The sequence below is a fragment of the Pseudomonas fragi genome, assembly GCF_002269505.1.
Taxonomy (GTDB): domain Bacteria; phylum Pseudomonadota; class Gammaproteobacteria; order Pseudomonadales; family Pseudomonadaceae; genus Aquipseudomonas; species Aquipseudomonas fragi_D.
The window spans coordinates 56,118-81,216 of the sequence record NZ_NQKQ01000017.1; the positions used below are offsets into that span (position 1 = coordinate 56,118).

Consider the following 25,099-nt stretch of genomic DNA (forward strand, 5'->3'; position numbering starts at 1 on the left):
AATTTGGGTTGTTAGAGCCAGCATTCACACCATCAGATATCGAAGACTTCCATTTCTTCCAGCACCTGGCCTACGGCATTCACGGCAGCCTGCATCTCGGCCTGGTTGACGTGACCGATGCAGCCGACACGGAAAGTTTCGACCTGGGTCAATTTGCCCGGGTACAGGATGAAACCCTTGGCCTTGACCCGTTCGTAGAACTCCTTGAATTGGTAGCGGGGGTCTTTTGGTGCGTGAAAGGTGACGATAATCGGTGCCTGGATGGCTTCTGGTAAAAAGCTGCGGATGCCAATTCTGGCCATGCCATCAAGCAGCGCCTGGCAGTTGTTGACGTAGCGCTGGTGGCGGGCAGGCAAACCGCCTTCTTCGCTGTATTGCAGCAGGGCTTCGTGCAGGGCAGCCACCACGTGGGTGGGCGGGGTGAAGCGCCATTGCCCGGTTTTGGCCATATAAACGTGCTGATCGTGCAAGTCCATCGCCAGCGAGTGGCTGTTGCCCGCGGCGTTGGCCAACGCTTCCTTGCGGGCGAACACAAAGCCCATGCCCGGGACACCCTCAAGGCATTTGCCGGAGGCGGCGATCAATGCATCAAAAGGCACTTGCTGTGCATCGATGGGCAGAGCGCCGAAAGAACTCATGGCGTCGATGATCAGACGTTTGCCGTGGCTGGCAATAACAGTGGAAATTTCTGGCAGCGGGTTAAGAATCCCTGTGCTGGTTTCGCAATGGATCAACGCCACATGGGTGATGCTCGGGTCGGCGCGCAGCAGGCGGTCGACGTCGGCAGCAGTAGTTGGTTCGTCTTCTGCGGTTTCAAAGGTGCAGAAGCGGCGCCCCAGCACCTCGCAGATTCGGGCCAGGCGCTTGCCGTAGGCGCCGTTGATCAGCACCAGCACATTGCCGTCTCGTGGCACCAGTGTGCCAATGGCGGCTTCGACGGCGAAGGTACCGCTGCCTTGCAAAGGCACGCAGTGGTGGCTGTCAGTGCCGTTGATAATGGTCAGCAGTTGCTCGCAGAGGCTGGCAGTCAGCTGGTTGAAGCTGTCATCCCATGAGCCCCAGTCGACCATCATCGCCTGGCGGGTACGCGCCGACGTTGTCAGTGGGCCAGGGGTCAGCAGGATCGGCGCGGCAGTACTCATTCTCAATTCCTCACAAGCATTGGATGGCTACTTGGTACAGGGCATAAATTGCAGTTTGTGTTGCTATCAATCAAATTGTTTGTTGTTATGCCTGCCATCAGTGAGGCTTATAAATGAACTTATTTCAGCTCCGCGCATTTGACGCTGTAGCCCGCGAAGGCAGCTTCACCCGGGCGGCGGCGCGGCTGTTTATCAGCCAGCCAGCGGTGACCGGGCATATCAAGGCGCTTGAAGAGCACTACCAGATCACCTTGTTGCGGCGAACTGCGCGGCGCGTGGAGTTGACCGAAGAAGGCATCAAGCTGGCGGCCATCACCCGGGCCATGTTTGGTTTGGTGGATGAAGCGCAGGTAATGCTGGAGGCCAACCGGCAACTGCTCACCGGGCGGCTTGAGGTGGCAGCCGATGGCCCGCACCTGGTGATGCCGATGCTGGCGAGTCTGCGCGCGCGGTACCCGGGGATTACCGTGAATTTGCGCCTGGGCAATGCCCAGGAAACCCTGGCGGCGTTGCTGTCGGAGCATGCCGATGTGGCGGTGCTGACCGAAGTTGAACCACGCAAGGGGCTGACCTTGCGTGCGCTGAACGAGTCGCGGATTTGTGCCCTGGTGCCCGCCAACCACCCGTGGCTGGCGTTGCCGGATGGCATTGCAATTACGCAACTGGATCAAGTGATCATGGTGCTGCGTGAACCGACCTCGATTACCCGGCGAACCTTCGACAGCGCCTGTGAGCAGGCCGCCGTCAACCCGCGGGTTTTGCTGGAACTCGACAGTCGGGAGGCGGTGACCGAAGCGGTGGCTGCGCAGTTGGGCGTGGGCATTGTGTCATCGGTGGAAGTCAGCCATGACCCCCGTGTGCGAGCGGTGCCGATCAATGGTGCAGGGTTGGTCAACCTGCATATGCTGGGCTGTATGGAGCGGCGTGCAGAGTTGCGGTTGATCAAGGCGTTTATGCAGTTGGCGGTGTAATAGCCCTGAATATCCTGAATGTGTAGTCGCTGCCGAGGAACGAAGGCTGCGAGTTGTTGATCTGCAGAAGCTCGCAGCCTTCGTTCCTCGGCAGCGACTACAGGTTTTGCAGGTCTGTGCGCACAATCTCCAGAAAGGTTGCCACCACCCGCCGTGAACTCTGCTCTTGCAGGCATACCAGGGTTTCAGTCAGGCGCCTTGTGCAATCGGTGATGGGCAGCGCGCAGACCCGGGAGTCGGAACCGAACTCGGCTGCCGACACCACGCCCACGCCGATCCCGACCACCACCGCTTCACGCGCGGCTTCGCGGCCTTCCACCTGGATCGCGGCGCGGATGCGCAGGCCTGCCTGGCTCATTTCTTCTTCAAGGGTTTGCCGGGTCACGGAGCCCACTTCGCGCAGAACCAAAGGCGTGTCATCCAGATCGGCCAGGCAGATGGCATTACGACTGGCCCAAGGGTGGGTTTTGGCCACGAATGCCACCATCGGATCGCTGCGCAAGGGCACACTCAGCAGTCGCTCGTCACTCACGTCACACCCCAGCAAGGCCAGATCGGCCTGATAGTTGAACAGCCGCGCCAGGCATTCGTCGGTATTGCCGGTTTCGATTTTTACCGTGATACCGGGGTAGCGCTCGCAAAAGCGTGCGATCTGCGGCAGCACATGAACCGGTGCATCCACCGCCAGGATCAGGCTGCCGGTTTGCAGGGCCTGGGAGTCCTGCAGTAGCTCCTGAGCTTCGGCCTGCACCCCGAACAGGCGCTGGGTGATGCTCAGCAGGCGTTCGCCCAGGTCGGTCAGGCGTACCGAGCGTTTGTTGCGATGGAACAGCAGCACCCCGAAGCGCTCCTCAAGCTTTCTGACCTGATCGGAGATGGCCGGCTGGCTTAAAAACAAGCGTTCGGCCGCGCGGGTGAAACTGCCATGAACGGCAACGGCGTGAAAGGCCTTCAACTGAGCATGAGAAACCGACATTGGATTGCCTCTTACAAGCTGAGCTTATGATTGAAATACGATAAATCGATTTTACCTATTAGTCAGTAATTGCTTTGATCGACCTCAGCCCGCCGTTATGTCCTCGATAGCGGCGGGTCGTGATGCATCTGTGAACGACTCTGAAGTCCAACAAAAAACGGGCGTTCGCGATGTGTCTGATAAATACGGTCCTTGTCTGAAGGGCGGTATTGAAGTGCTCAACACAATAAAAAACAGGCGTTCTTTTCTGATTCTGCCGGCACATTCCACCTCTGAGGTCAGACCCGACATGAACAACTCCATTGCCACCATCAAGCGTTGGCGCGTGCAGATTTTTGCCATCACCTGGTTGGCCTACGCGGCCTTTTACTTCACTCGCAAAGCCTTTTCCGTGGCCAAACTGGGGATCGGTGAAGACCCCAACTTTCACCTCGACAAGATGGCGATGGCCAACCTTGACGGCATCTACCTGGCAGCCTACGCCGTAGGGCAATTTACCTGGGGCATCCTCGCCGATCGCTTTGGTCCGCGAGTGGTGGTGCTGGGCGGTTTGATCATTTCGGCGCTGGCCGCGCTGGTCATGGGTACCTACGCCACCTTGCCGATCTTTGCGACCTGCATGCTGATCCAGGGCCTGGCGCAATCCACCGGCTGGTCGGGGTTGTGCAAAAACATCGGCAGTTTTTTCCCCGCGCAGCAACGTGGCCGGGTGTTGGGGCTGTGGAGTTCGTGTTACGCCTTTGGCGGGCTGGTGGCTTCACCCTTTGCCGGGTGGTGGGCGTATACGCTGATTGGCAGTTGGCATGCGGCATTTATTTCCAGTGCAGCAGTAGTGGCGCTGGTCGCAGTGCTGTTCTTTATCTTCCAGCGCAATACACCGCAAGACGTCGGCCTGCCAGCGGTTGAGCCCGAGCCGCCAATGAGCGCTGATGAAATCGCTGCCGAAAAACGCATCAGCGTTTGGGCACCCTTGCGCGAGATCATGCGCAATCGCACGGTGCTGACCCTGGGCCTGGCGTACTTCATGCTCAAGCCGGCGCGTTACGCGATTTTGTTGTGGGGCCCGGTGATCGTGTTTGAGCAAATGCCGCAGGTGGGCAAGGTCGGCGCGGCGATTATTCCTACAGCATTTGAGCTGGCGGGCTTGCTGGGGCCGATCATGATTGGTCTGGCGTCTGACAAGCTTTTCGGCGCCCGGCGTATGCCAGCCTGCATTTTGAGTCTGCTGGCGCTGACCATTTCCCTCGCGTTCTTTATGGGGGCATTGCATTCAGGCAGCGTGGCACTGGTGGTGGCCTTGTTGTTTGTCATGGGCCTGACCCTGTACGGGCCGGACTCGATGATCAGCGGCGCGGCCGCGATTGATTTCGGCACTGCCAAAGCCGGTGCCACTGCCGCGGGGTTTGTGAATGGCTGCGGTTCGGTCGGGGCGATTCTTGGCGGCCTGCTGCCCGGTTACTTCGACACGGTCACGGTGTTTATCGTGTTCGCCTGCTGCGCGCTGTTTTCCTCGCTGGTGCTCATCCCGCACTGGAACAGCCGGCCTGAGGGGCTCAAAGCCGCATGCCCGTTTGTGCCCAATCATCCATTGCTGATCAAGCCTTTACGCACCTGAGCAGGAGAATGACCCATGCGACCTTTTTGGCTGGAACAGGCACTGGCCCTGGAAAATGAAGCGCCCTGCGAGGCGCTGGCGGGTGACACGCGTGCTCAGGTGTGCATTGTGGGGGGTGGTTATACCGGGTTATGGACGGCAATCATGCTCAAGGAGCAAAGCCCTGAACTGGATGTGGTGCTGATTGAAGCCGACATTTGTGGCGCAGGTGCCAGCGGGCGCAATGGCGGCTGCGCGCTGTCATGGTCGGCCAAGTACTTCACCCTTGAACGGCTGTTCGGGGTGGAGGAGGCCGTGCGGCTGGTCAAGGCCTCGGAGCAGAGCATTTACGCAATCGGCGCATTTTGTGAGCAGTATGCTGTGGACGCTGACTACCGCCTTGATGGCACGTTGTACACCGCGACCAATCGGGCTCAGGTCGGTTCGACGGACGGCGTGATTGCTGCACTGGAGCGCCACGCCATCAACTCGTTCAGCAAGTTGGCGGTCGATGAGGTGCAGCGCCGGGCCGGTTCGGCCCAGCATCTGGAGGGCTGGTTTTCGCCGGCTGCGGCCAGCGTGCAGCCTGGCAAACTGGTGCGAGGCCTGCGTCGGGTAGCCTTGCAGCTGGGGGTTAAAATCCACGAGAACACGCCAATGACCGGGCTGGAAGAGGGGGCGCCGGCGCTGATTCGCACGCCTGCCGGAAGCATTCGTGCTGATCGTGTAGTGCTGGCCATGAATGCTTGGATGGCGCGGGCATTCCCGCAGTTCGAGCGCAGTGTGGCGATTGTTTCCAGCGACATGCTGATCACGGAACCGCGCCCGGACCTGCTGCAGGAAATCGGCCTGACCAGTGGCGTCACGGTGCTCGATTCGAGAATTTTCGTGCACTACTACCACAACACCCCGGACGGCCGAATCATGTTGGGCAAGGGCGGCAACACCTTTGCCTACGGTGGCCGTATGTTGCCGGTGTTCGATCAGCCGTCACCTTATGCCGGGTTGCTGGGCAAAAGCCTGGAGCAGTTTTTCCCGGCTTTTGCCGGGGTTGGCGTCGAGGCGACCTGGAACGGTCCTTCAGATCGCTCTGTCACCGGTTTGCCGTTTTTTGGTCAGATGAGCGGCCACGGCAATGTGTTTTATGGCTTTGGTTATTCGGGCAGCGGGGTGGGGCCTTGCCATATGGGCGGGCAGATTCTCGCCTCGCTGGTGCTGGGGCTGGCCAATGACTGGAGCCGCTCGCCGCTGGTCAACGGGCCGTTGGGGTATTTCCCGCCCGAACCCATTCGTTACCTGGGTTCGCTGATGGTGCGCAATGCCATTCGGCGCAAGGAATGGGCCGAGGATCATGGTCGCCGGCCCCGGCATCTGGACGTGCGCCTGGCCAGATTTGCCGCGGCGGCGGGCAAGGCTGACAAGGGTTAAGCAGCTATCAATTGGATTTTTTGGTCGATTGCCGACTTCTTGCCGGTTAAACTTGCGCCCATTCGACGGCCGACAGGTCGCGACACACCAGATTGAGAGAGTGAGTAATGGGCGCACAGTGGAAGGTTAAACATAAAGCGGACGCCGCCAACAGCCGCGGCAAGATTTTTGGCAAGCTGGCCAAGGAATTGACGGTTGCTGCGCGCAACGGCGCTGACCCGGACATGAACTCGCACTTGCGTCTGGTCTATGAACAGGCGAAAAAAGCCTCGATGCCGGCTGACACCATCAAGCGCGCGATCAACAAAGGTGCAGGTATCGGTACCGAGGCCGTGCAATACCACCGCGTGACCTACGAAGGTTTCGCCCCGCATCAGGTGCCGCTGATCATTGAGTGCCTGACCGACAACATCAACCGTACCGTGGCTGAAATCCGCGTTGCCTTCCGCAAGGGCCAACTGGGCGCTTCGGGTTCGGTGGCCTGGGACTTCAACCACGTCGGCATGATCGAAGCAAAGCCGGATACCCCGGACGCCGACCCTGAAATGGCTGCGATTGAAGCCGGCGCCCAGGATTTCGAAGAAGGCGAAGAAGAAGGCACGACCTTGTTCATCACCGAGCCGACTGACCTCGACGCTGTACAGAAAGCATTGCCTGGGCAAGGTTTTACCGTGGTATCGGCCAAGCTGGGCTACCAGCCGAAGAACCCGGTAAGCGGCTTGACTGACGAGCAAATGGCCGAAGTCCAGGAGTTCCTGGCCAAGCTGGAAGAGCAGGACGACGTGCAGGACATGTTTGTGGCGTTGGCATAAGCCACCGCTGACCCTGTAGTCGCTGCCGAGGCACGAAGGCTGCGAGCCCTTAATTATCAAAGAGCTCGCAGCCTTCGTACCTCGGCAGCGACTACGGGTTTTATCCCAGCAATTGGATTACCTCGGCAAACCCCGGCCGTGCCAGCACCTCTGGCTGAATACAGCGCTGTTGCAACCCTTGCAGCTCATTGCGCTGTTGATCACTCAAGCCCGAGTCGATCCGCTCCAGCAACTCTCCCAGCAAAATCCCGAATGCCCGCACTTCGATGCGTTGCAGCGCCCGGCTTTGGACACTGTCGTCGATAGCATGGAAGCACGCGGCGCCAAAATCCCCCAGCAGACAGTCGCCCCGGGCATTGAACAGAATATTATGCCCGTACAAATCACCATGGCAGATGCCCTGTGCGTGCAGGTGGCCGGCCGCCGAGGCAATGCCGCGGGCGATACGCAGGGCGCTGTCGCAGGTAAAGCGGGTGCTGTCGGCATACACGTCGCGGCTGCACGTATCAAAGCTGGGCAGGGCCGCCAGGTTGATAAACGACGGGTCGATCAACTCCATTACCAGAGCCGCCTGGTTGTCAGGATGGCCCACGACCCGGCCCAGCACCTTGATCAGATTGGGATGCTGGCCGGCCGCGATGCAGGCGTTCATTTCATTGAGCGGTGAACCGTCGCTGGTGATGCTGCCCTTGTACAGTTTGACCGCCACTGACTGGTCAGCCTGACCGGGGGCGTTCCAGCGGGCCTGATAAATAACTCCGGAAGCGCCTTCGCCCAGTTTTTGCTCAAGCTCAAGCTGCGACCAATCAATATTGGGCGTGGTGTCGGGCGCGCGATGAATGCTGGCGTCTTCCCGTAGCGGGTTACCGGCATAGGCCAGCCAGCTCAGGGCAGGCAGTGCCAGCAGGGTGTCAGGCAGCTCGCTGAACTGGTTGGCGGCCAGGCGGATCAGTTCCAGGCGTTCGCAGTTGCCCAGGCTTTGGGGCAGTTGCTGCAAACGGTTGCCAGCCAGCATCAGTTTTTGCAGCAGTGGCCGCTGGCCCAGTTCTTCGGGCAACTGGCTGATGCAGTTGTCGGTCAGGATCAGCCAGCGCAGCAAAGGTGGCAGCGCCTCGCCCGGCACATGCTCGATGCGGTTGGCCTTGAAGCCGATCATGCTCAATTGTGCGCATTGGCCCAGGCAGGCCGGCAGCTCGGTGAATTGATTGTCCGAGCAAAACAGGATGCGCAAGCGTTTCAGGCGATGCAGGTCGTCGGGCAGGCAACTCAATGCGTTACCGCTCAGATTGAGGATTTCCAGCGTATCGGCCAGCTGGAATATCTCGGCCGGAAACTCGGTCAGCCCGCACGACAGATCAAGACGTTTGAGGCCCGCCAGTTGGCCGGCGCGCAGTTTAGCGAGGGTATCCATATGCAGGTCGGGTACTCGTGGGCAGGGCAAAAGTGTGGCGCATGATAACGGCTAATCGCCTTGGGGCCGAGCGTTTGCACCCAAACGTCTGTGAGCAGAAAGTGATGAACGGTACAGTTTTGTTTAATTTCTCCCGCTCATGGAAGAATCTTCCTTCGATGCTAGTCTTCATCCTATAAAAATACGCAGGGAATGGTCGTGGAGCATCGTCTAGGGACAGTCATCATTGGCTCCTTGTTTAGTACATGTGCCTGGTCGGCGCAGTACGAAGTGCAGGTGCGAGTCATCGTCGAGCGGGGCTGCCAGCTGGTGGGCGTTACCCGTGATGCGGGTGTCGATTACCTGGGCCTGCTGGACTTTGGCCGTGCTCCCCGGCTGGACGGCCCGTCAGCCCCCCTGAGCGCGACGTTGATAAACGCACGTTTACCACGCCTGGAATGCAACCCCGATACCACCTACCAATTACAGATCGACGGTGGCCAGCATGGTGGCACCGCAGATGTCCGTTACCTCGCCCTCGGGCCCGGTAGCCCGCCGATTCCTTACCGCTTGTTCCGCGATCCAGCTCGTCACATACCCTTGCTGGTCAATGTTCCCGTCAGTGGCACAGTGCCTGACACCGGTTCGGTGGCGCTGCCGCTTTATGGCCGCATCGATACATTGGCGCAAATCCCTCCGGCCGGGCTGTATGCCGATTTGTTGAAAGTCACCCTCACGTGGTAGTGCCAGGAGTAGGGAAATGACCGGCCTTGCCCAACGTTCGGTTTTGTTCGCAGCCTGCGCGCTGCTGCTTATGGATGCTCAGGCGGCCATGGTCAGCGGGCAGATTCAGGTACGGCTGGTGATCATGCCCGCATGCCAGGTGAGCAGTGGGGCTGCTGATGCAAGCCGGCTCGATAACCTTGGCACGCTCAATTTTGGCTCTCGCGGTCCGACCTGGGATACCCCGGTCGAGGCGATGCTGGAAGGCAGGGAAAGCAATCTACAGGTGACCTGCAACCCGGCCGTTCGGGGGTTCTCGGTGTCCATCGATGGTGGCAATCACGGTAATGGCCTGACTCGCCAATTGAGCAATGGTCAGCAGTTGATCCCTTATCGTCTGTATCTGGATGCCGCTGGCAGCAATAGCTACAGCATCGGGCAGCAACACAATTTTGTGGTGGCAAGTGGTGGCCAGGTACCGATTCCGGTGTATGGCATGGTGATGTCAAATCCCAACGCGCTCCGGGCAGGTGTCTATCGCGACACGCTACGGGTGACGCTGGATTGGTGAACATGAGTGGGGGTGCAAGATGCGCGTACTTAAATCAACGCTGGGTTTCTCATTGTTGGGCTTGATGTTGACCGGCCAGTTACAGGCGGCCACTACGGTAACCGGGGTTGTCAACGCCACGCTGACCCTGACCTCCAGTTGCCTGGTTAACGGGGCTACAGGGGCTACCGGGCTGGACTTCGGTAACTTGAGTTTCGGTTCCACAACAACGTTTTTTACTGAAGCGGATTCACAGGTGATGGCTAGCGCCGGTGGAGCCTTGTCGATCAAGTGCTCGGCCGGGACTTCGCCGGTGATCACGGTCGGTGCCGGCGCCCATGACGGGCTTTCCACCGGGGGCACCCGTGCCTTGTCGGACGGTAACAGCAACTATGTGCCCTACGACCTTTACTCGGACTCCGGGCATAACACCCTTGTGGCCATCAATGGCACGGTCGCGGCCGGGCCCAGTTCGGGCGCGGCGCAAACCATCAACCTCTATGGCAAGGCAATGGGTAAAGCCGGGCTCCCGGCGGGTACTTACAGTGACGTCATCAACGTTTCGCTGACCTTTTAACCTTGTGAGCTGGCTGCACGCCACGTCGCTGGTGCTGCTGTATTCATTCACTGGTTTTTTGTACGCAGCTACCAGCGCGACGTTTCAGGTCGGTGCGAGCATTGTGGCAGGTTGCCTGGTTACTACGACGGGCGGCATTTACGGCAGCCTGGCGTTCGGTACCTATCCGGCGTTGTCGACGGCGCCGGTCAGTGTGGCACTTGCCGGTGGCGTTTCGCTGCAATGCACCCCCGGGGTGAGTGTGAGCATGCAGGTCGATGGCGGACTGTATAACGCCAGCGGCCGACATCTGCAGGTCAGCGGAGGCAGTGCGCGGGTGACCTACCAGTTGTTTCAGGACGCGGCTCACAGCCAGAGCCTTGGCATCGCGCAGTCGGTCAACGTGCCTTATACCAATGCCAATGCGATCAGCCTGCCGATTTTTGGCTATGTGCTGCTGCCGGGCAACCAGCCGGCGGGCACCTACGGCGATACGTTGCAAGTGCAATTGTCTTATTGATGTCCAGGGATCAGGAGTATGTATATGCACTTATTTTCACGGCCGTTTCAGAGCTTGGCCTGTAGCCTGCTGATGTTGGGGGTGACTCAGCAGGTGCTGGCGGCCAGTTCGATTTTGATATGGCCTATCGACCCGGTACTGGAAGCTGATCAGCAAGCCAGTGCACTGTGGCTGGAAAACCGCGGGGATGCGCCTGCCAGCATGCAGATTCGGGTATTTGCCTGGAATCAGGACGGTTTTGACGATCAGTATCAAAATCAGCGTGATGTGGTTGGCAGCCCTCCGGTGGCCACACTCGCGCCGGGGCAAAAGCAGCTAATTCGCTTGACCCGCACCAAATCCTTCCCTGCAGGTGAGGAGCACGCTTACCGGATCATCATCGATGAAATCCCTGCGCCGCTTCCCCCTGCGGCTGGTGACAACGCCAAACCGGCGGCGATGATTCGTCTGCAAATGCGTTACTCGGTGCCGCTGTTTGCTTATGGCGCCGGGTTGTGGAGCAAGGTGGACGCAAGCCGCCCACGGGACGCTGCCGGTATCGGCTTGCCGCAATTGAGTGGTCGCACCGTGAGTGTCGATGGCAAGCCCTATATCGAGGTTCATAACCGGGGCGCGGTGCATGCGCGCTTGACCGAGGCGGTACTCAAGTCGGGCGGCCAGTCGAAAACGCTAGTCGACGGCTTGCTGGGCTATGTGCTGCCGGGCGCAACGATGCGCTGGCCGGCGCCTGTGGCCCAGGGTGATGCCTTGCAGGTTCGGGTCAATGGTCAACCCAAGGCGCAGGACTTGCCTTTGGGGCGGTAACACCGACAGGTAGCAAGTCCCTCTGACAGTGACTTTAAGCGCGACGGTGTTGATGAGCTCCGTCGTGTCGGCGTTTGCAAGGAGCAGTAGCTATTGAGGGACGGGGTGTGGAAGTGAGCAGGGCACTGGTGTCGGCCATCATCGGGCTGTGCGGTGCACTGGGAGGGCAGGCCGCGCAAGCGGCAGAGCTTCCGCCGCCGCCCGCCACCCTGCAGGCTGTCGCCGATGCACCGTTGTATCTGGAATTGGTGGTCAACCAAATGAATACCGGGCGCCTGGTTCAAGTGCAACAACGTGCCGGTCAGCTTTATCTGCCGGCAACCGATCTGCAAGAGGCGGGCATTCATCTGCCGGGCCCCGCCCATGATGAGGTGGGGCTCGACAGTGTGCCGGGGTTGCACAGCGAGTACGACATCCAGAGCCAGCGGCTGTTACTGGACGTGCCTCCCGAATGGCTGCCGGAGCAGCACTTCGGCAGGCGCTCCAGCTACCCGCGCACCGAGGCGCTGAGCAGTTTTGGCGGCTTGCTCAACTACGATGCCTACCTGAACGAAACCGACGATGCGGGTACTTACCTGGCTGTCTGGAATGAAGTGCGGCTGTTTGACAGCTGGGGCACGCTGTCCAATACCGGGCAATACCGACGCAGTATCGCTGGCGCCGCCGCTGGCCAGCTGGATAACGGTTACCTGCGGTATGACACGCTGTGGCGTTTCTCCGACGACGAGCGAATGCTCACCTATGAGGCAGGTGATCTGGTGAGTGGCGCGTTGCCCTGGACCACTTCCGTGCGCATGGGCGGCGTGCAGCTGTCGCGGGACTTTGGCGTGCGCCCGGATCTTGTGACTTACCCGCTGCCGCAGTTCTCCGGTGAGGCGGCGGTGCCGTCGTCAGTGGATCTGTTTATCAATGGCTACAAGTCCTCCAGCGAAAACCTGCAGCCGGGCCCCTACACCCTGACCAACGTTCCTTTCATCAATGGCGCCGGTGAGGCTGTGGTGGTGACCACCGATGCACTGGGGCGGCAAGTATCTACCAGTGTGCCGTTTTATGTGACCAGCACCTTGCTGCAACAAGGCCTGAGTGATTTTTCCGTGTCGGCGGGCAGCGTACGGCGTGAATACGGGGTACGTAACTTTGCCTACGGCGCGGGAGTGACATCTGGCAGCCTGCGCTATGGCCTGACTGACAGCCTGACCCTTGAGAGCCACCTTGAAGCGTCTGAGTCACTGACGTTGGGCGGCATGGGGGCCAACCTCAAGTTGGGCAACTTCGGTGTGCTCAACAGTGCCGTGAGCCAGAGTCAGTTCGATGGCCGCAACGGGCGCCAACTGAGCACGGGCTACCAATACAATGCGCAGCGTTTCAGCCTGGCCTATCAGCGTTTGCAACGGTTTGCCGATTACGCCGACCTTTCGGTCATCGGCAGCGACTCCATCAGCCTCAGCCAGCGCAGCGAGCAATTGACCCTGAGCCTGAACCTGGATCGCTTTGGCAGCCTGGGTGCTGGCTACTTTGATGTGGTAGCCGCCGATGCTTCGCGTACTCGCTTGCTTAACCTGAGCTGGAGCAAGCCGCTGTGGTTCAACAGCAGTTTTTACGTCTCGGCCAACCGTGAGTTGGGGGACAGCAACTGGGCGATGCAGGCGCAGATCGTGATGCCGTTCGACCTCAAAGGCAGTTTGAGTTTCAGCACCGAGCGCACCAATACCGGCGCCAGCCAGCAACGGGTCAATTACAGCCGCGGCGTGCCGAGCCAGGGCGGTGTGGGTTTCAACCTGGGCTATGCCAGTGGCGACTCGCCGGACTACCGCCAGGCCGACCTGACCTGGCGTCTGCAATCGGTGCAGTTGCAAGCTGGGGTTTATGGCAGCTCGGATCAGATGACACGTTGGGCAGATGCCAGTGGTTCGTTGGTATGGATGGACGGGCAGACATTCGCCGCCAACCGCATCGACGACGCTTTTGTGGTGGTCAGCACCGGGGGGTTCCCCGATGTGGGCGTGCGCTACGAGAATCAGTGGATCGGCAACACCGACAAGAACGGTCATCTGCTGGTGCCCTGGAGCAGCGCTTATTACCGAGGCAAATATGAGATTGATCCGCTGAACCTGTCAGCCAATATCATCAGCCCCAATGTCGAACAGCGCGTGGCGGTACGCCGGGGCAGCGGCTATTTACTGGAGTTCGAGTTGCGCAGGGTGGCTGCGGCCAGTGTGCATCTGATCGACGCCCGCCAGCAGGATCTGGCCCTGGGCAGTGCGGTATTGAATGAGCAGAATGGCGAGCGTGCCGTAGTGGGCTGGGACGGGCTGGTGTACCTGGAAAACCTGGCGCAGCAGAACTCCCTGCAGGTGATCATGCCCGACGGCCAGCAGTGCAAGGCGCAGTTTGCATTGCCCGCCGAGGCGGATCAGGTGCCATTGATCGATCCGGTGGTGTGCCAATGAAAGGGGGTATCGGGTTAGGGATGTTGTTGTGCTGTCTAGCGGCGTTTGAGGCCAAGGCCGGTTGTACCGCGGCGGGGATCGCCAGCCCGGCCGGTTATGGCTCGATCAGCTCGACCCTGGTTCGCACTGTGCCGCAAAGCACATCATCCTCCAACTCGGGCCTCACCTGCACTCCGGGGGGGATTTCGTTACTCAGTGAGGCGTATTTCAAGGCCACTATCACGCCCACTGGCCCCGGTATGGTTGGACCCACCGGAGATGTGATTACCTACACCATTTATGCCAATAACAGCACCGCTCACCCCATCACCCGCGGCCAGGCATTCGACTTTGCCAGTAATGGTCTGCTGGGTACCTCGGCGCCGAGTGTGATCCCGTTGTACTTCACAACCGCAGTCAACAACGTGGCGGCAGGCGTTTACACCGAAACCCTGAATATTCGCTGGGATTGGAAATACTGCACCGGACTGGGGGTTTTGGGGGGTTTGTCTGGGGTACGACACGGGAGCCGACAAACATAGCACCCTGACGGTGAGCATGACGGTGGCCAACGACTGCACCATTAGTGCGCCTTCGATCAGTTTTGGCAGCGCACCGGTGGTCAGTGCGTTTTCAACAATCAGCCAGACCATCAGTGTCAACTGCACCAAGGGCAGTGCCTATACGGTAGGTTTGGGCGATGGTACACACCCTGTCAGTGTGGGCGGGCGGCGGCAGATGATCTCCGGCAGCAATTACCTGGCCTACGACATTTTTCAGGGGGCCGGCACTACCCGCTGGGGCAGCGTGGGCACTGCAGCCCGACGGGCAAGCTCAAGCGCCGAGGTCAACCCCGGTAACGGATTGGGCACTGGCAGTCAGATTTTCAACTACAACGCCAAAATCTACTCCGACCAGACCACGCCGCCAGCCGGTAGCTACACCGACAGCGTGGTGCTGGATGTGGGCTTTTAGCGCAGCTCCTTGACCATCGCCGACAGCGTGGTCAGCACATCCTTGGCCAATTGTTTTGAGCGTTTGCCATCCCAGCCGGTCTGCGGGTTCGGCGCATCGTCGTTGTCCTTGAACGGCATCTCAAGGGTCAGCGACAGGCAGTCAAAGCGCTGGCCGACGCTATTGCAGGCCAGGGTCATGTTGGCTTGCCCGGGCTCGTCGCGGGTATAGCCGTGGGTGGTCTGGAAGTCCTTGGTCAGGCCGCTGAGGTGGCTGCGAAAGCGTTCCTCAAGCGCCGCCAGGCGCGGGGTGTAGCCCGGGTTGCCTTCACAACCTGCGGTGAACACGTAGGGAATTTCTTCGTCGCCATGAATATCGAGGAAAAGGTCGACGCCGTACTGACTCATTTGCTCCAGGGCAAAGAACACTTCGGGGCTGACCTGCGGGCTGGTGTTCTGCCAGGCGCGGTTCAAGTCCTGGCCGTTGGCATTGGTGCGCAAGTGCCCGTGGAAAGCGCCGTCGGGGTTCATGTTGGGGATCAGGTACAGGTCGGCGAAGTCGAGCAGCTTGCGCATTTGCGGGTCGCTGCCTTGCTCAAGCCGCTCCAGCAGACCCTCCATAAACCATTCGGCCATATGTTCGCCGGGGTGTTGCTGGGCAATGATCCAGATCTTGCGCTTGTGACTGGCGCCATTGCCTTTGCGCAACAATTGAATGTCGCGGCCTTCGGCACTTTTGCCGGTGGCCAGTAACTGGCAACCCGACCACTGCAGGGCGTTCTTGATCAACTGCTCGTGACGTTCGCGGCTGTAAGGTTCGAAATAGGCAAACCAGACCTGCGGCTGTTCAGCCTCAAGGTGAAAATTGAGCGAGGTGCCGTCGAATTCAGTCGGGACCCGGAACCAGTTTTCGTGGTCATAAGACGCCACTGCCTGATAGCCATCCCACGCTTTGTTGTAGGAAGACTGGCTGGCATTGCTCAATTGAAAATGGTGAGTGTGCCCTGGGGTCAGGCCATCGACCTTGAAATGGAACCACTGGAAGTGCGGGCTTTTGCTGTCCGGCTTGATGGCCAATTGCACCTGCAGCGGATTGCTGGCGTCCAGCACCTGAATATTGCCGCTGTCGAAGTCGCTGCTGATATGAAGTGAGGAGGGCGCCACGGTCATCGTCCAAATCCCGAAATCTGATAATTGTGGACGATACTGTACATCGCTATGGCGATAGGCCAATACGGTTTTTTGGGCAAGAAGAAGTAGGAGGTAGAGAAGGGGGGCGTCATCCTTGACGCTACGCAATTGTAGGGTTTTTGCGATTGATTCTCAAGTGCTAGATTGCCATTACGGCTATAGTCCAAGACTTCAGGCTTCCGTTTCCCGATGTTCTTTTGCTATCATCGTCCTATCGTGACGGCCACCCAAGAAAATGGCTGCACACCAGACTTCATTAGCCTGAAGCACGCAGAGCCAGTTAACTGGCCGCAAAAAAAAAGACCCGGCCAGAAGCCGGGTCAAATAACCGTGATTAGCCTGATGAGGAGGTAATTCAAAAGACCGACCTAAGGTCCCTTGAATTATCGACTGATCTCGCGACCAGCTGCATGCAATAATAATCATTATCATTTGCAAATCAAGCTATTTCCCGCGCTTTTCGAAATTAATTTTTCGTTCCCCCGGCCCAAAGCTCTATCTCGCGGCCTGCAGACCTAGTCGAGCAACAACTCAGTGGTGCGTTTGACCTCACTCATGGCGATATTGGAGTGGGCTTCCTGAACGTGCGGTTTCTGCAGCAGGTGATCACGCAAAAATCGTTCATAGCTGTCGATGTCGTGGGTGACCACCTTGAGCAGGTAGTCCATGTCGCCGGCCATGGTGTAGCACTCGATCACCTCGGGGTAATCGGTGATTGCCTCTTCAAATTCGGTCAAGTGCCGTCGGCCGTGGCCTGACAGCCGCACATTGACGAACACCACCACATTGAGCCCGAGCTTCTTGGGGTTGAGCAGGGCCACTTTGCGCTCTATCAGCCCTTCCTCTTGCAGGCGGTGGATACGCCGCCAGCAGGGCGATTGCGACAACTCCACGCGTTCCGCCACCTCGGCGGCAGACAGGTCGGCATTGTGCTGAAGCAGGCGAAGAATCTTGCGGTCGATGGCGCTTAATTTTATCTGCATGAATTGATCTGTTTTCTTATTGTTTTTGAATGATGCATGCAGATTAGCAGAACAACTCCTGCAATTTAGAAAGAAAAATCCCAAGTAAAACCCTCACTCTTTTGCCACGAGTCACAGACTGACTTTGTGGTCTGGCTCGTTTCCAGGGCTAAAAACAAGAGAGAGAATGCAATGCCGATTTTTGCTCACCCCGAATTCGATCATCACGAACAAGTCCAGTTCTGTCATGACAAGGCCACAGGCCTCAAAGCCATTATTGCAGTGCACAACACGCGCCTGGGGCCGGCCCTGGGCGGCTGCCGCATGTGGCCCTATGCCGACGAGCAGCAAGCCTTGAACGATGTGCTGCGCCTGTCCCGAGGCATGACCTACAAGTCGGCGCTGGCCGGGTTGCCATTGGGTGGGGGCAAGGCGGTGATTATTGGTGACCCGCATAAAGACAAGAGCGAGGCGCTGTTCCGGGCCATGGGCGAGTTTGTCGAGAGCATGGGCGGGCGTTACATCACTGCGGCGGATTCCGGAACCGGGGTTGCTGAAATGGCCCTGATGGCCCAGCGCACCCGTCATGTGGTAGGTGCTGGCACCCGTGAGCAACTGGGTGGTGGCACACGTAGTGGCGATCCGTCCCCGGCCACCGCCCTGGGGGTATTTATCGGCCTGCGTGAAGCGGTTCTGCAACGCTTGGGCCGCAGTGACCTGACAGGCCTGCGGGTGGCCGTACAAGGCCTTGGCCAGGTGGGTTTCAACCTGGCCCGGCACCTGAAGGAGGCGGGCGCCGAGTTGTGGGTTCACGATATCCAGGAGGCCAATGTGCGCCGCGCAGTCGACGAACTGGGTGCTCACGCAGTCAGTGCACTGGATATTTACGGGCTGGACGTGGATGTGTTTTCGCCCTGTGCGATGGGCGCCATCATCAACGATGAAACCTTGCAGGTACTGCGTGCACCCGTGATCGCCGGTGCGGCCAACAATCAATTGGCCAAGGCTTCCCATGCCGATGATCTGTGGCACCGGGGTTGTTTGCACGCACCGGATTACGCGATCAATGCGGGCGGCATTATTGACGTTTCCTACGAGTACAACGGCGGTACGCCTGAGCAGGTTCGCCAGCACGTTGAAGGCATTGGTGAGACGTTGCGTCAGATATTTCTAAGGGCTAAAGCCCAGGACATGAACACCACGCGCATTGCCGATAGCCTCGCCCAAGAGCGTCTAGAAGCGTGATGGCCAAGGCGTTGGTGTCCGCAGCGGGTAACCAGCGCCTTTTTTCACTTCAGAGGGCAGGCAGTTGTTGCATGTCTATTGCCTTGTCCAATAATTGCCTGGAAGGCTCCATGAGAAACAGCAGGCTCAACAGCAGGTCCCGTTGAGAGCCTTGCTGATGCTCGCTGGCGCTTTGCGCATTGGCAATTGCGCAGCGCAAGTAATCCGACGCCAGCACCAGAGCTTCCTCCTGGCTCACGTCATCGCTGACCTGGAAAATTTTCTTCTCCGAAACCTGTTGAGAAACAGGTGGTTTCAAATAATAGTCGAGGGCACGCTGGGTCGCGATGCTGTCCTTGATGGATTCAAGCCCGCCATAGGGCTCGGTTTCGACGGGGATTTTTGCTATTGGAGTCATGATTTACCTGCGTTTCAGGAATTGATCGATTCAGTCAAAGCAGATTAGTACATTAAGTATTTTATTGTGATAAGTAAATAATACAATCCGTGTATTGTTGCGCCGAATTCAATCCGTATTGTTCGGCTGATGGATAAATGGATCGCTTTAGTCAGAACCAAATTGCGCGAGCTGAAACTCACGCAAGAAAAACTCGCCGAGCGCGTCGGGGCTTCCCAGGGCGGAGTCGGCCATTGGCTCAATAAACGCCGCCAACCCGACTTGCCGACGATGAACAACGTACTGCATGCACTTGGGCTGGAACACCTTGAGGTTGCTTTGGTGGTTCGTGAGCGCAATGACGCGGGCGACAGCCCCGACGCTGACGAATACGCCTACGAGATCACCTCGGTATTCCGCTATCCGGTCAGGGACTGGGTATCGGCCGGTCAGGTCAACGAGAAAGTACAGCCCGACTACGCGTCGCCCGGCACGATTTTCGAGGTCAGCGATCACTACGCCAAAGGCGGTGCCTTCTGGCTGCAGGTAACGGGTGATGCCATGACCGCGCCGGTGGGGGTCAGCATCGCGCAAGGAATGATGATTTTGGTTGATCCGGATATCGAGGCCACCCCCGGCAAAATGGTGATCGCCCTGACGCCAGAGTCCGAGGCCACCACCTTTCGGCAGCTGATCGAAGAAAGCGGTCAGCGTTACCTCAAACCCCTTAACCCGACTTATCCCAAAACCCTGTTTGATGATAAATGTCGGATTATCGGCGTCGTGGTACAGGCCACTGTCAAGTTCTAGGTACCGCTCGCCAGGGCTGCAAGAAAGGCGGATACCGGACACGGTATCCGCCTTTTTTCACTCCAGCTCGACCAGCGCCGAGCCCTCACTGACCATTTCGCCTTCTTGAAAGAACAGCGCCTTGATAACGCCTGCATGGGGGGCGCGCAGGCTGTGTTCCATTTTCATGGCTTCCATCACCACCAATTGAGCGCCGGCCTCGACGGTTTGCCCAACCTCAACCAGCACCCGTACGATACTACCGTTCATCGGCGCGGTCAGGCCACCTTGGGCGGTGTGGCTGGCGTCTACGGCGCTGATTGGATCGTGCAGGCGCACGCAATGCAGCTCATTGTTCCAGCGCAGGTACAGGGCATCGGCCCGGCGGATGGCCAGGTGCTGGCGGCGTACACCGTCCTGTTCGATGACCAGTTGCTCATCGCGCAAGGTAGCCGTGTTCGCGCTGAGGTGGATGACCTGTTGCTCGCCGTTGCAGGTCAGGGCCAACAAGGTCTGTGCTGGCAGACCACTGCGAAAGCCGTTGTGTGCAGACCACGGCGCGGCCGGGTCATCAGCGCGAACTCTGGGCTGCTCGCTCAGGTTGAAGGCTTGTGCGCCAGCAGACCAGAAGGCAGCAGGCAATGGCTCTGAAGCAGGCAGCAATTGTTCTTCGAAGCGCGGGATAAATCCGGTATCTAGCTCGGCTGCGGCGAAGGCGGGGTGACCGATGATGCGCCGTAAAAAGCCCAGATTGGTTTTCAGGCCACCGATGGCGAACTCATCAAGCATGGCCAGCAGACGCAGGCGGGCTTGTTCGCGATCTTCGCCCCAGGCAATCAGCTTGCCCAGCATCGGATCGTAGAACGGCGACACTTCGTCGCCTTCGCTGACACCGCTATCCACACGACGGCCCGGGCCTGCTGCCGACTCTCTATACACCTCAAGACGGCCGGTTTGGGGCAGGAAATCATGGCTCGGGTCTTCGGCATACAGGCGCACCTCAATAGCATGGCCGTTAAGCGGGACTTGCGCCTGGCTGATGGGCAGGGCTTCACCCCGCGCCACGCGGATTTGCCAGGCCACCAGATCGAGGCCGGTGATGGCTTCAGTGACCGGGTGCTCAACCTGCAAGCGCGTGTTCATCTCCATAAAGAAGAATTCGCCTCGCGCATCCAGCAAAAATTCTACGGTGCCCGCACCCACATAACCTATGGCCAGCGCCGCACGCACGGCGGACTCGCCCATCGCCTGACGCTGTTCGACACTCAGGCCCGGTGCTGGCGCTTCCTCCACGACTTTCTGATGGCGACGTTGAATCGAGCAGTCGCGCTCATTGAGGTACAGGCAGTTGCCTTGCTGGTCGGCAAAAATCTGGATTTCCACATGGCGTGGCTTGAGCAGGTACTTTTCCACCAGCATGCGCGCATCGCCAAAGGACGACAGCGCTTCGCGCTGCGCCGAGGCCAGCGCCTCTGCCAGCTGGGCGACGTCCTCGACCACCTTCATGCCCTTGCCGCCACCGCCCGCCGTGGCCTTGAGCAGCACCGGATAGCCGATGCGTTCCGCGGCGAGGCGAAAGGTTTCCAGATCCTGGTCTTCGCCGTGGTAGCCCGGTACCAGCGGTACGCCAGCCACTTCCATCAAGGCCTTGGCGGCGGACTTGCTGCCCATGGCATCAACGGCACTGGCGGGCGGGCCAAGAAAAATCAGCCCGGCGGCTTCAATGGCACGGGCAAAGCCGGCGTTCTCCGACAAAAAGCCGTAACCGGGGTGAATGGCCTGGGCTCCGCTGGCCTTGGCCGCTGCGATGATCTTGTCGATTTTCAGGTAACTGTCGGCGGCTTTGCTGCCCCCCAGGTCTACGCAGATATCGGCTTCGCGGCAGTGCCGCGCGTCGCGGTCGGTCGCGCTGTGTACGGCTACTGTCGTGAGGCCCAGGGCCCTGGCCGTGCGCATCACCCGGCAGGCGATTTCGCCACGGTTTGCTACCAGTACGGAGGTCAGAAGAGGGGCGCTCATAAACGCGGCTCCAGTGTCGATGGATCGGCTTGCCAGCTGGGGGCACGTTTTTGCAGAAAGGCGCGCAAGCCTTCCTGGCCTTCTGGGCTGACGCGGATGCGGGCTATGGCGTTTTCGCAGTAACGGCGAATAGCCAGGGTCGGTGCGCCGTGGCTGACTTCCCGCAACAGGTCCTTGCAGGAGCGCATGGCCTGGGGGCTGTTGAGCAGCAGGTTGTCAATCCAGTGGCCGATGTGCTGCTCAAGCTCGGCGGGTGGGTAGCACTCCGATAGCAAACCCAGCTCGCGGGCACGTTCGCCGCTGAAGCGCTCCGCCGTCAGGGCATAGCGCCGGGCTGCGCGCTCACCGATGGCTTGCACCACAAAGGGGCTGATCACCGCAGGCGCCAGGCCGATACGCACTTCCGACAGGCAGAACTGCGCGTCATTGGCGCCGATGGCCATGTCGCAGGCGCTGATCAGGCCCAGCGCGCCACCATAGGCCGCGCCCTGAACCACGGCCAGGGTGGGTATTTTCAGCTTGGCCAGGTTGTACATCAGTTCGGCCAGGTGGCGGGCGTCGTCGAGGTTGGTGTGGTAGTCCAGTTCGGCCGATTGCTGCATCCAGGCCAGATCGGCCCCGGCGCTGAAATGCTTGCCGCGCCCGCGCAGCACCAGAAAGCGCAGGGCAGGATCGGCTTGTACGGCCTCAAGAGCCAGGATCAGTTCGCGGATCATCTGGGCATTGAATGCGTTGTTCTTCTGCTCGCGGCTCAACCACAGGGTGGCAAAGCCCCGGGGATCGGTGTGCAGTTCGAGGGTGTTGAAATCCATCATGTTGGTCAGTCCTGAAAGGCTGTGGGGGTTACATCCGGAACACACCGAAACGGGTGGCTTCGACAGGTGCATTCAGTGCGGCAGACAAACCCAGTGCCAGTACGTCGCGGGTTTGCGCCGGATCGATCACGCCGTCATCCCACAAGCGCGCGCTGGAGTAGTAGGGGTGGCCTTGATGCTCGTACTGGTCGAGGATGGGCTGCTTGATCTCGCTCTCTTCCCGGGCTGTAAACCCGAGGCCATTGCGTTCTGCCTGCTCGCGCTTGACCTGCACCAACACGCCTGCGGCTTGCTCCGCGCCCATCACACCAATTCGGGCATTTGGCCACATCCACAAAAAGCGCGGATCGTAGGCGCGCCCGCACATGCCATAGTTGCCAGCGCCAAAACTGCCGCCAATGATCACGGTGAATTTGGGCACCTTGGCGCATGCCACGGCGGTGACCAGCTTGGCCCCGTGCTTGGCAATGCCGCCGGCTTCGTATTTTTGCCCGACCATAAAGCCGGTAATGTTTTGCAAAAACACCAGGGGAATGCCGCGCTGGCAGGCCAGCTCGATAAAGTGCGCACCTTTTTGCGCGGCCTCGGCAAACAGGATGCCGTTGTTGGCCAGAATCGCCACCGGGTAGCCGTGCAAGTGGGCAAAGCCGCACACCAGCGTGGTGCCGAACAGGGCCTTGAACTCATCGAACACCGAACCGTCCACCAGCCGTGCAATCACTTCGCGCACATCAAATGGCTGTTTGGCATCGGCCGGCACAATGCCGTACAGCTCATCAGTGTCATACAGCGGCGCGAGCGGTGTGCGTTGCTGCAACTGGCCCAGCTTGCGCCAGTTGAGGTTGGCAACGCTGCGCCGGGCCAGTGCCAGCGCGTGCTCGTCGCTCTCGGCGTAATGGTCGGCCACCCCGGAAATCTTGCAATGCACATCGGCCCCGCCGAGGTCTTCGGCGCTGACCACTTCACCTGTAGCAGCCTTTACCAGCGGCGGGCCTGCGAGAAAAATCGTCGCCTGTTGACGCACCATAATGGCCTCGTCGGCCATGGCAGGCACATAGGCGCCGCCAGCGGTGCAGGAACCCATGACCACGGCAATCTGCGGGATACCCGCCGCGCTCATGTTGGCCTGGTTGAAGAAGATCCGTCCAAAGTGTTCACGGTCCGGGAACACTTCATCCTGGCGCGGCAGGTTGGCACCGCCCGAATCCACCAGATAAATGCACGGCAAGCGGTTTTGCTCGGCGATGGTTTGCGCCCGCAGGTGTTTTTTGACCGTCAGCGGGTAGTACGAACCCCCTTTGACCGTGGCGTCGTTGGCGACAATCATGCATTCCACGCCCTCGATCCGACCTATGCCAGCAATGATTCCTGCGGCCGGAACGTCTTCGCCGTACACGTTGTAAGCCGCTAGCTGACTCAATTCAAGGAAGGGCGAACCGCTGTCCAGCAGGCGGTCAATCCGTTCGCGTGGCAGCAATTTGCCCCGTGAGGTATGCCGCTCCTGCGCCTTTACACCACCACCCTGTTGCACCTGCGCCAACAGGGTGTGCAAGGCTTCGACCTGTTTGAGCATGGCGTCGCGGTTAAGTCCGAACTCGGCCGAGCGCGGGTTGATCGTCGTCTGCAAGATGGACATGCCAACGCTCCTTAGCGAGTTTCGTTGAAGAGTTCGCGACCAATCAACATGCGTCGGATTTCGCTGGTGCCAGCGCCGATTTCATACAGCTTGGCGTCACGCAGCAAGCGCCCGGCCGGGAATTCATTGATGTAGCCGTTACCGCCCAGAATCTGGATGGCGTCCAGGGCCATTTGCGTGGCACGTTCGGCGCTGTACAAAATCACTCCGGCGGCATCCTTGCGCGTGGTTTCGCCACGTTCGCACGCGGCGGCCACGGCATACAGGTAGGCGCGGCTGGCATTGAGCTGGGTGTACATGTCGGCCACCTTGCCCTGTATCAGCTGAAATTCGCCGATGCTCTGGCCGAACTGCTTGCGGTCGTGAATGTAGGGCACGATCAGGTCCATACAGGCCTGCATGATCCCGGTGGGGCCACCCGAGAGCACCACGCGCTCGTAGTCCAGGCCGCTCATCAGCACTTTTACGCCGGCATTGAGGGTGCCCAGCAGGTTCTCTTCGGGTACTTCGACATCGTCGAAAAACAGCTCGCTGGTGTTGGAACCGCGCATGCCGAGCTTGTCGAAATGGCTACTGCGGCTGAAGCCTTTCCAGTCACGCTCAACAATAAATGCGCTGATCCCGTGCGGGCCTTTCTCCAGATCGGTCTTGGCATAGATCACATAGGTGCTGGCGTCCGGGCCGTTGGTGATCCAGGTTTTGCTGCCGTTGAGGACATAGTGATCGCCGCGCTTGTCGGCGCGCAGTTTCATCGATACCACATCAGAACCGGCGTTAGGTTCACTCATGGCCAGGGCGCCGACGTGTTCGCCGCTGATCAGCTTGGGCAGGTATTTGAGCTTCTGTTCATGGGTGCCGTTACGGTTGATCTGGTTGACGCACAAATTGGAGTGGGCGCCATAGGACAGGGCAACCGAGGCTGAACCGCGGCTGATTTCTTCCATGGCCACCACGTGGGCCAGATAGCTCAGGCCAGTGCCGCCGTATTCTTCTGCGACGGTGATGCCGAGCAACCCCATGTCACCGAACTTGCGCCACATATCGGCCGGGAACAGGTTGTCCTTATCGATTTGCGCCGCGCGTGGCGCCAGCTCTGCAGCGACGAATGCCTGGACCTGATCGCGCAGCATGTCGATGGTTTCGCCCAGGGCGAAGTTCAGGGTGGGGTAGCTCATGGGGCACCTATATTCATTGTTCTTGTGGAGGCGGTTACTGCGT

22 protein-coding genes and 1 pseudogene are annotated in these 25,099 nt (G+C 59.4%); 13 read left to right on the top strand and 10 right to left on the bottom strand.

The annotated features are described in order from the left end of the window. Positions 1-32 precede the first annotated feature (32 nt). Positions 33-1,142 carry a 2-aminoethylphosphonate--pyruvate transaminase gene (locus CJU81_RS15625; RefSeq protein WP_095037363.1) on the bottom strand — a complete coding sequence of 370 codons (1,110 nt, stop codon included), beginning with the start codon at positions 1,140-1,142 and terminating at the stop codon, positions 33-35. 113 nt (positions 1,143-1,255) lie between these two features. Here CJU81_RS15625 and CJU81_RS15630 point away from each other — a divergent pair, with 113 nt between their 5' ends. Next, on the top strand, positions 1,256-2,113 hold the full coding sequence (locus CJU81_RS15630) for a LysR substrate-binding domain-containing protein (RefSeq protein ID WP_095037364.1): 858 nt from the start codon (positions 1,256-1,258) through the stop codon (positions 2,111-2,113). Positions 2,114-2,210: 97 nt separating this feature from the next. On the opposite strand, the gene CJU81_RS15635 is transcribed toward CJU81_RS15630, so the two are convergent. Further along, positions 2,211-3,089 carry a LysR substrate-binding domain-containing protein gene (locus CJU81_RS15635; protein ID WP_095037365.1) on the bottom strand — a complete coding sequence of 293 codons (879 nt, stop codon included), beginning with the start codon at positions 3,087-3,089 and terminating at the stop codon, positions 2,211-2,213. Between the two features lie 289 nt (positions 3,090-3,378). Here CJU81_RS15635 and CJU81_RS15640 point away from each other — a divergent pair, with 289 nt between their 5' ends. The 3 genes from CJU81_RS15640 (at position 3,379) to CJU81_RS15650 (ending at position 6,923) form a co-directional block, all read left to right on the top strand. After that, positions 3,379-4,704 carry an MFS transporter gene (locus tag CJU81_RS15640; protein ID WP_095037366.1) on the top strand — a complete coding sequence of 442 codons (1,326 nt, stop codon included), beginning with the start codon at positions 3,379-3,381 and terminating at the stop codon, positions 4,702-4,704. 15 nt (positions 4,705-4,719) lie between these two features. Next, complete coding sequence (locus CJU81_RS15645; RefSeq protein ID WP_095037367.1) at positions 4,720-6,111, top strand: FAD-dependent oxidoreductase; 1,392 nt, start codon at positions 4,720-4,722, stop codon at positions 6,109-6,111. Between the two features lie 107 nt (positions 6,112-6,218). Continuing rightward, positions 6,219-6,923, top strand: a complete 705-nt coding sequence (locus CJU81_RS15650) for a YebC/PmpR family DNA-binding transcriptional regulator (RefSeq protein WP_095037368.1) — start codon at positions 6,219-6,221, stop codon at positions 6,921-6,923. A 100-nt stretch (positions 6,924-7,023) separates the two neighbouring features. Here the strand turns inward: CJU81_RS15650 and CJU81_RS15655 are convergent, their stop codons facing one another. After that, positions 7,024-8,334, bottom strand: a complete 1,311-nt coding sequence (locus CJU81_RS15655; RefSeq protein WP_095037369.1) for a protein kinase — start codon at positions 8,332-8,334, stop codon at positions 7,024-7,026. A 198-nt stretch (positions 8,335-8,532) separates the two neighbouring features. On the opposite strand from CJU81_RS15655, the gene CJU81_RS15660 reads away from it, so the two are divergent. From CJU81_RS15660 to CJU81_RS15690, 7 genes and pseudogenes are all read left to right on the top strand, one after another. Then, on the top strand, positions 8,533-9,057 hold the full coding sequence (locus CJU81_RS15660) for a Csu type fimbrial protein (protein ID WP_441007421.1): 525 nt from the start codon (positions 8,533-8,535) through the stop codon (positions 9,055-9,057). A gap of 16 nt (positions 9,058-9,073) precedes the next feature. Continuing rightward, a complete protein-coding gene (locus CJU81_RS15665) occupies positions 9,074-9,607 on the top strand; it encodes a Csu type fimbrial protein (RefSeq protein WP_095037371.1) in 534 nt (177 codons plus the stop codon). Between the two features lie 19 nt (positions 9,608-9,626). Beyond that, positions 9,627-10,163, top strand: coding sequence for a Csu type fimbrial protein (locus CJU81_RS15670; protein ID WP_095029556.1), 537 nt, complete (start codon positions 9,627-9,629; stop codon positions 10,161-10,163). 4 nt (positions 10,164-10,167) lie between these two features. Continuing rightward, positions 10,168-10,662, top strand: a complete 495-nt coding sequence (locus tag CJU81_RS15675; protein ID WP_095029555.1) for a Csu type fimbrial protein — start codon at positions 10,168-10,170, stop codon at positions 10,660-10,662. A 24-nt stretch (positions 10,663-10,686) separates the two neighbouring features. After that, positions 10,687-11,466, top strand: a complete 780-nt coding sequence (locus CJU81_RS15680; RefSeq protein ID WP_095029554.1) for a fimbrial biogenesis chaperone — start codon at positions 10,687-10,689, stop codon at positions 11,464-11,466. A 128-nt stretch (positions 11,467-11,594) separates the two neighbouring features. Next, complete coding sequence (locus CJU81_RS15685) at positions 11,595-13,916, top strand: fimbria/pilus outer membrane usher protein (protein ID WP_254924885.1); 2,322 nt, start codon at positions 11,595-11,597, stop codon at positions 13,914-13,916. Beyond that, positions 13,913-14,870 (top strand): annotated as a pseudogene (locus tag CJU81_RS15690) (Csu type fimbrial protein). Before CJU81_RS15685 ends, CJU81_RS15690 begins: the two are co-directional and overlap by 4 nt. Here CJU81_RS15690 and CJU81_RS15695 read toward each other — a convergent pair. Together CJU81_RS15695 and CJU81_RS15700 are read right to left on the bottom strand one after the other, a co-directional pair. Continuing rightward, the gene (locus CJU81_RS15695) at positions 14,867-16,018 is read right to left on the bottom strand and encodes a M14 family metallopeptidase (protein ID WP_095037373.1); all 1,152 of its coding nucleotides are present in this window, start codon (positions 16,016-16,018) and stop codon (positions 14,867-14,869) included. The pseudogene CJU81_RS15690 and the gene CJU81_RS15695 sit on opposite strands and share 4 nt — an antisense overlap. 536 nt (positions 16,019-16,554) lie before the next feature. Further along, a complete protein-coding gene (locus tag CJU81_RS15700) occupies positions 16,555-17,022 on the bottom strand; it encodes an Lrp/AsnC family transcriptional regulator (protein ID WP_095001684.1) in 468 nt (155 codons plus the stop codon). A 171-nt stretch (positions 17,023-17,193) separates the two neighbouring features. Between CJU81_RS15700 and CJU81_RS15705 the strand changes: the two genes are divergently transcribed. After that, a complete protein-coding gene (locus tag CJU81_RS15705; RefSeq protein ID WP_095037374.1) occupies positions 17,194-18,246 on the top strand; it encodes a Glu/Leu/Phe/Val dehydrogenase dimerization domain-containing protein in 1,053 nt (350 codons plus the stop codon). A gap of 49 nt (positions 18,247-18,295) precedes the next feature. Here the strand turns inward: CJU81_RS15705 and CJU81_RS15710 are convergent, their stop codons facing one another. Then, positions 18,296-18,643 (bottom strand): DUF6124 family protein, encoded by a 348-nt coding sequence (locus CJU81_RS15710; protein ID WP_095037375.1) that lies wholly within the window; start codon positions 18,641-18,643, stop codon positions 18,296-18,298. 129 nt (positions 18,644-18,772) lie between these two features. On the opposite strand from CJU81_RS15710, the gene CJU81_RS15715 reads away from it, so the two are divergent. Then, the gene (locus CJU81_RS15715) at positions 18,773-19,432 is read left to right on the top strand and encodes a LexA family protein (protein ID WP_095037376.1); all 660 of its coding nucleotides are present in this window, start codon (positions 18,773-18,775) and stop codon (positions 19,430-19,432) included. Positions 19,433-19,489: 57 nt separating this feature from the next. Here the strand turns inward: CJU81_RS15715 and CJU81_RS15720 are convergent, their stop codons facing one another. The 4 genes from CJU81_RS15720 to CJU81_RS15735 are packed head-to-tail and all read right to left on the bottom strand — an operon-like array spanning position 19,490 to position 25,056. After that, positions 19,490-21,430, bottom strand: a complete 1,941-nt coding sequence (locus tag CJU81_RS15720) for an acetyl/propionyl/methylcrotonyl-CoA carboxylase subunit alpha (RefSeq protein WP_095037377.1) — start codon at positions 21,428-21,430, stop codon at positions 19,490-19,492. Then, positions 21,427-22,245 carry a gamma-carboxygeranoyl-CoA hydratase gene (locus CJU81_RS15725; protein WP_095037378.1) on the bottom strand — a complete coding sequence of 273 codons (819 nt, stop codon included), beginning with the start codon at positions 22,243-22,245 and terminating at the stop codon, positions 21,427-21,429. Before CJU81_RS15725 ends, CJU81_RS15720 begins: the two co-directional genes overlap by 4 nt. A gap of 28 nt (positions 22,246-22,273) precedes the next feature. Then, positions 22,274-23,881, bottom strand: a complete 1,608-nt coding sequence (locus CJU81_RS15730; protein WP_095037379.1) for a carboxyl transferase domain-containing protein — start codon at positions 23,879-23,881, stop codon at positions 22,274-22,276. An 11-nt stretch (positions 23,882-23,892) separates the two neighbouring features. Next, entirely contained in the window at positions 23,893-25,056 is a 1,164-nt protein-coding gene (locus tag CJU81_RS15735) for an isovaleryl-CoA dehydrogenase (protein ID WP_095037380.1), read from the bottom strand. Positions 25,057-25,099: the final 43 nt, after the last annotated feature.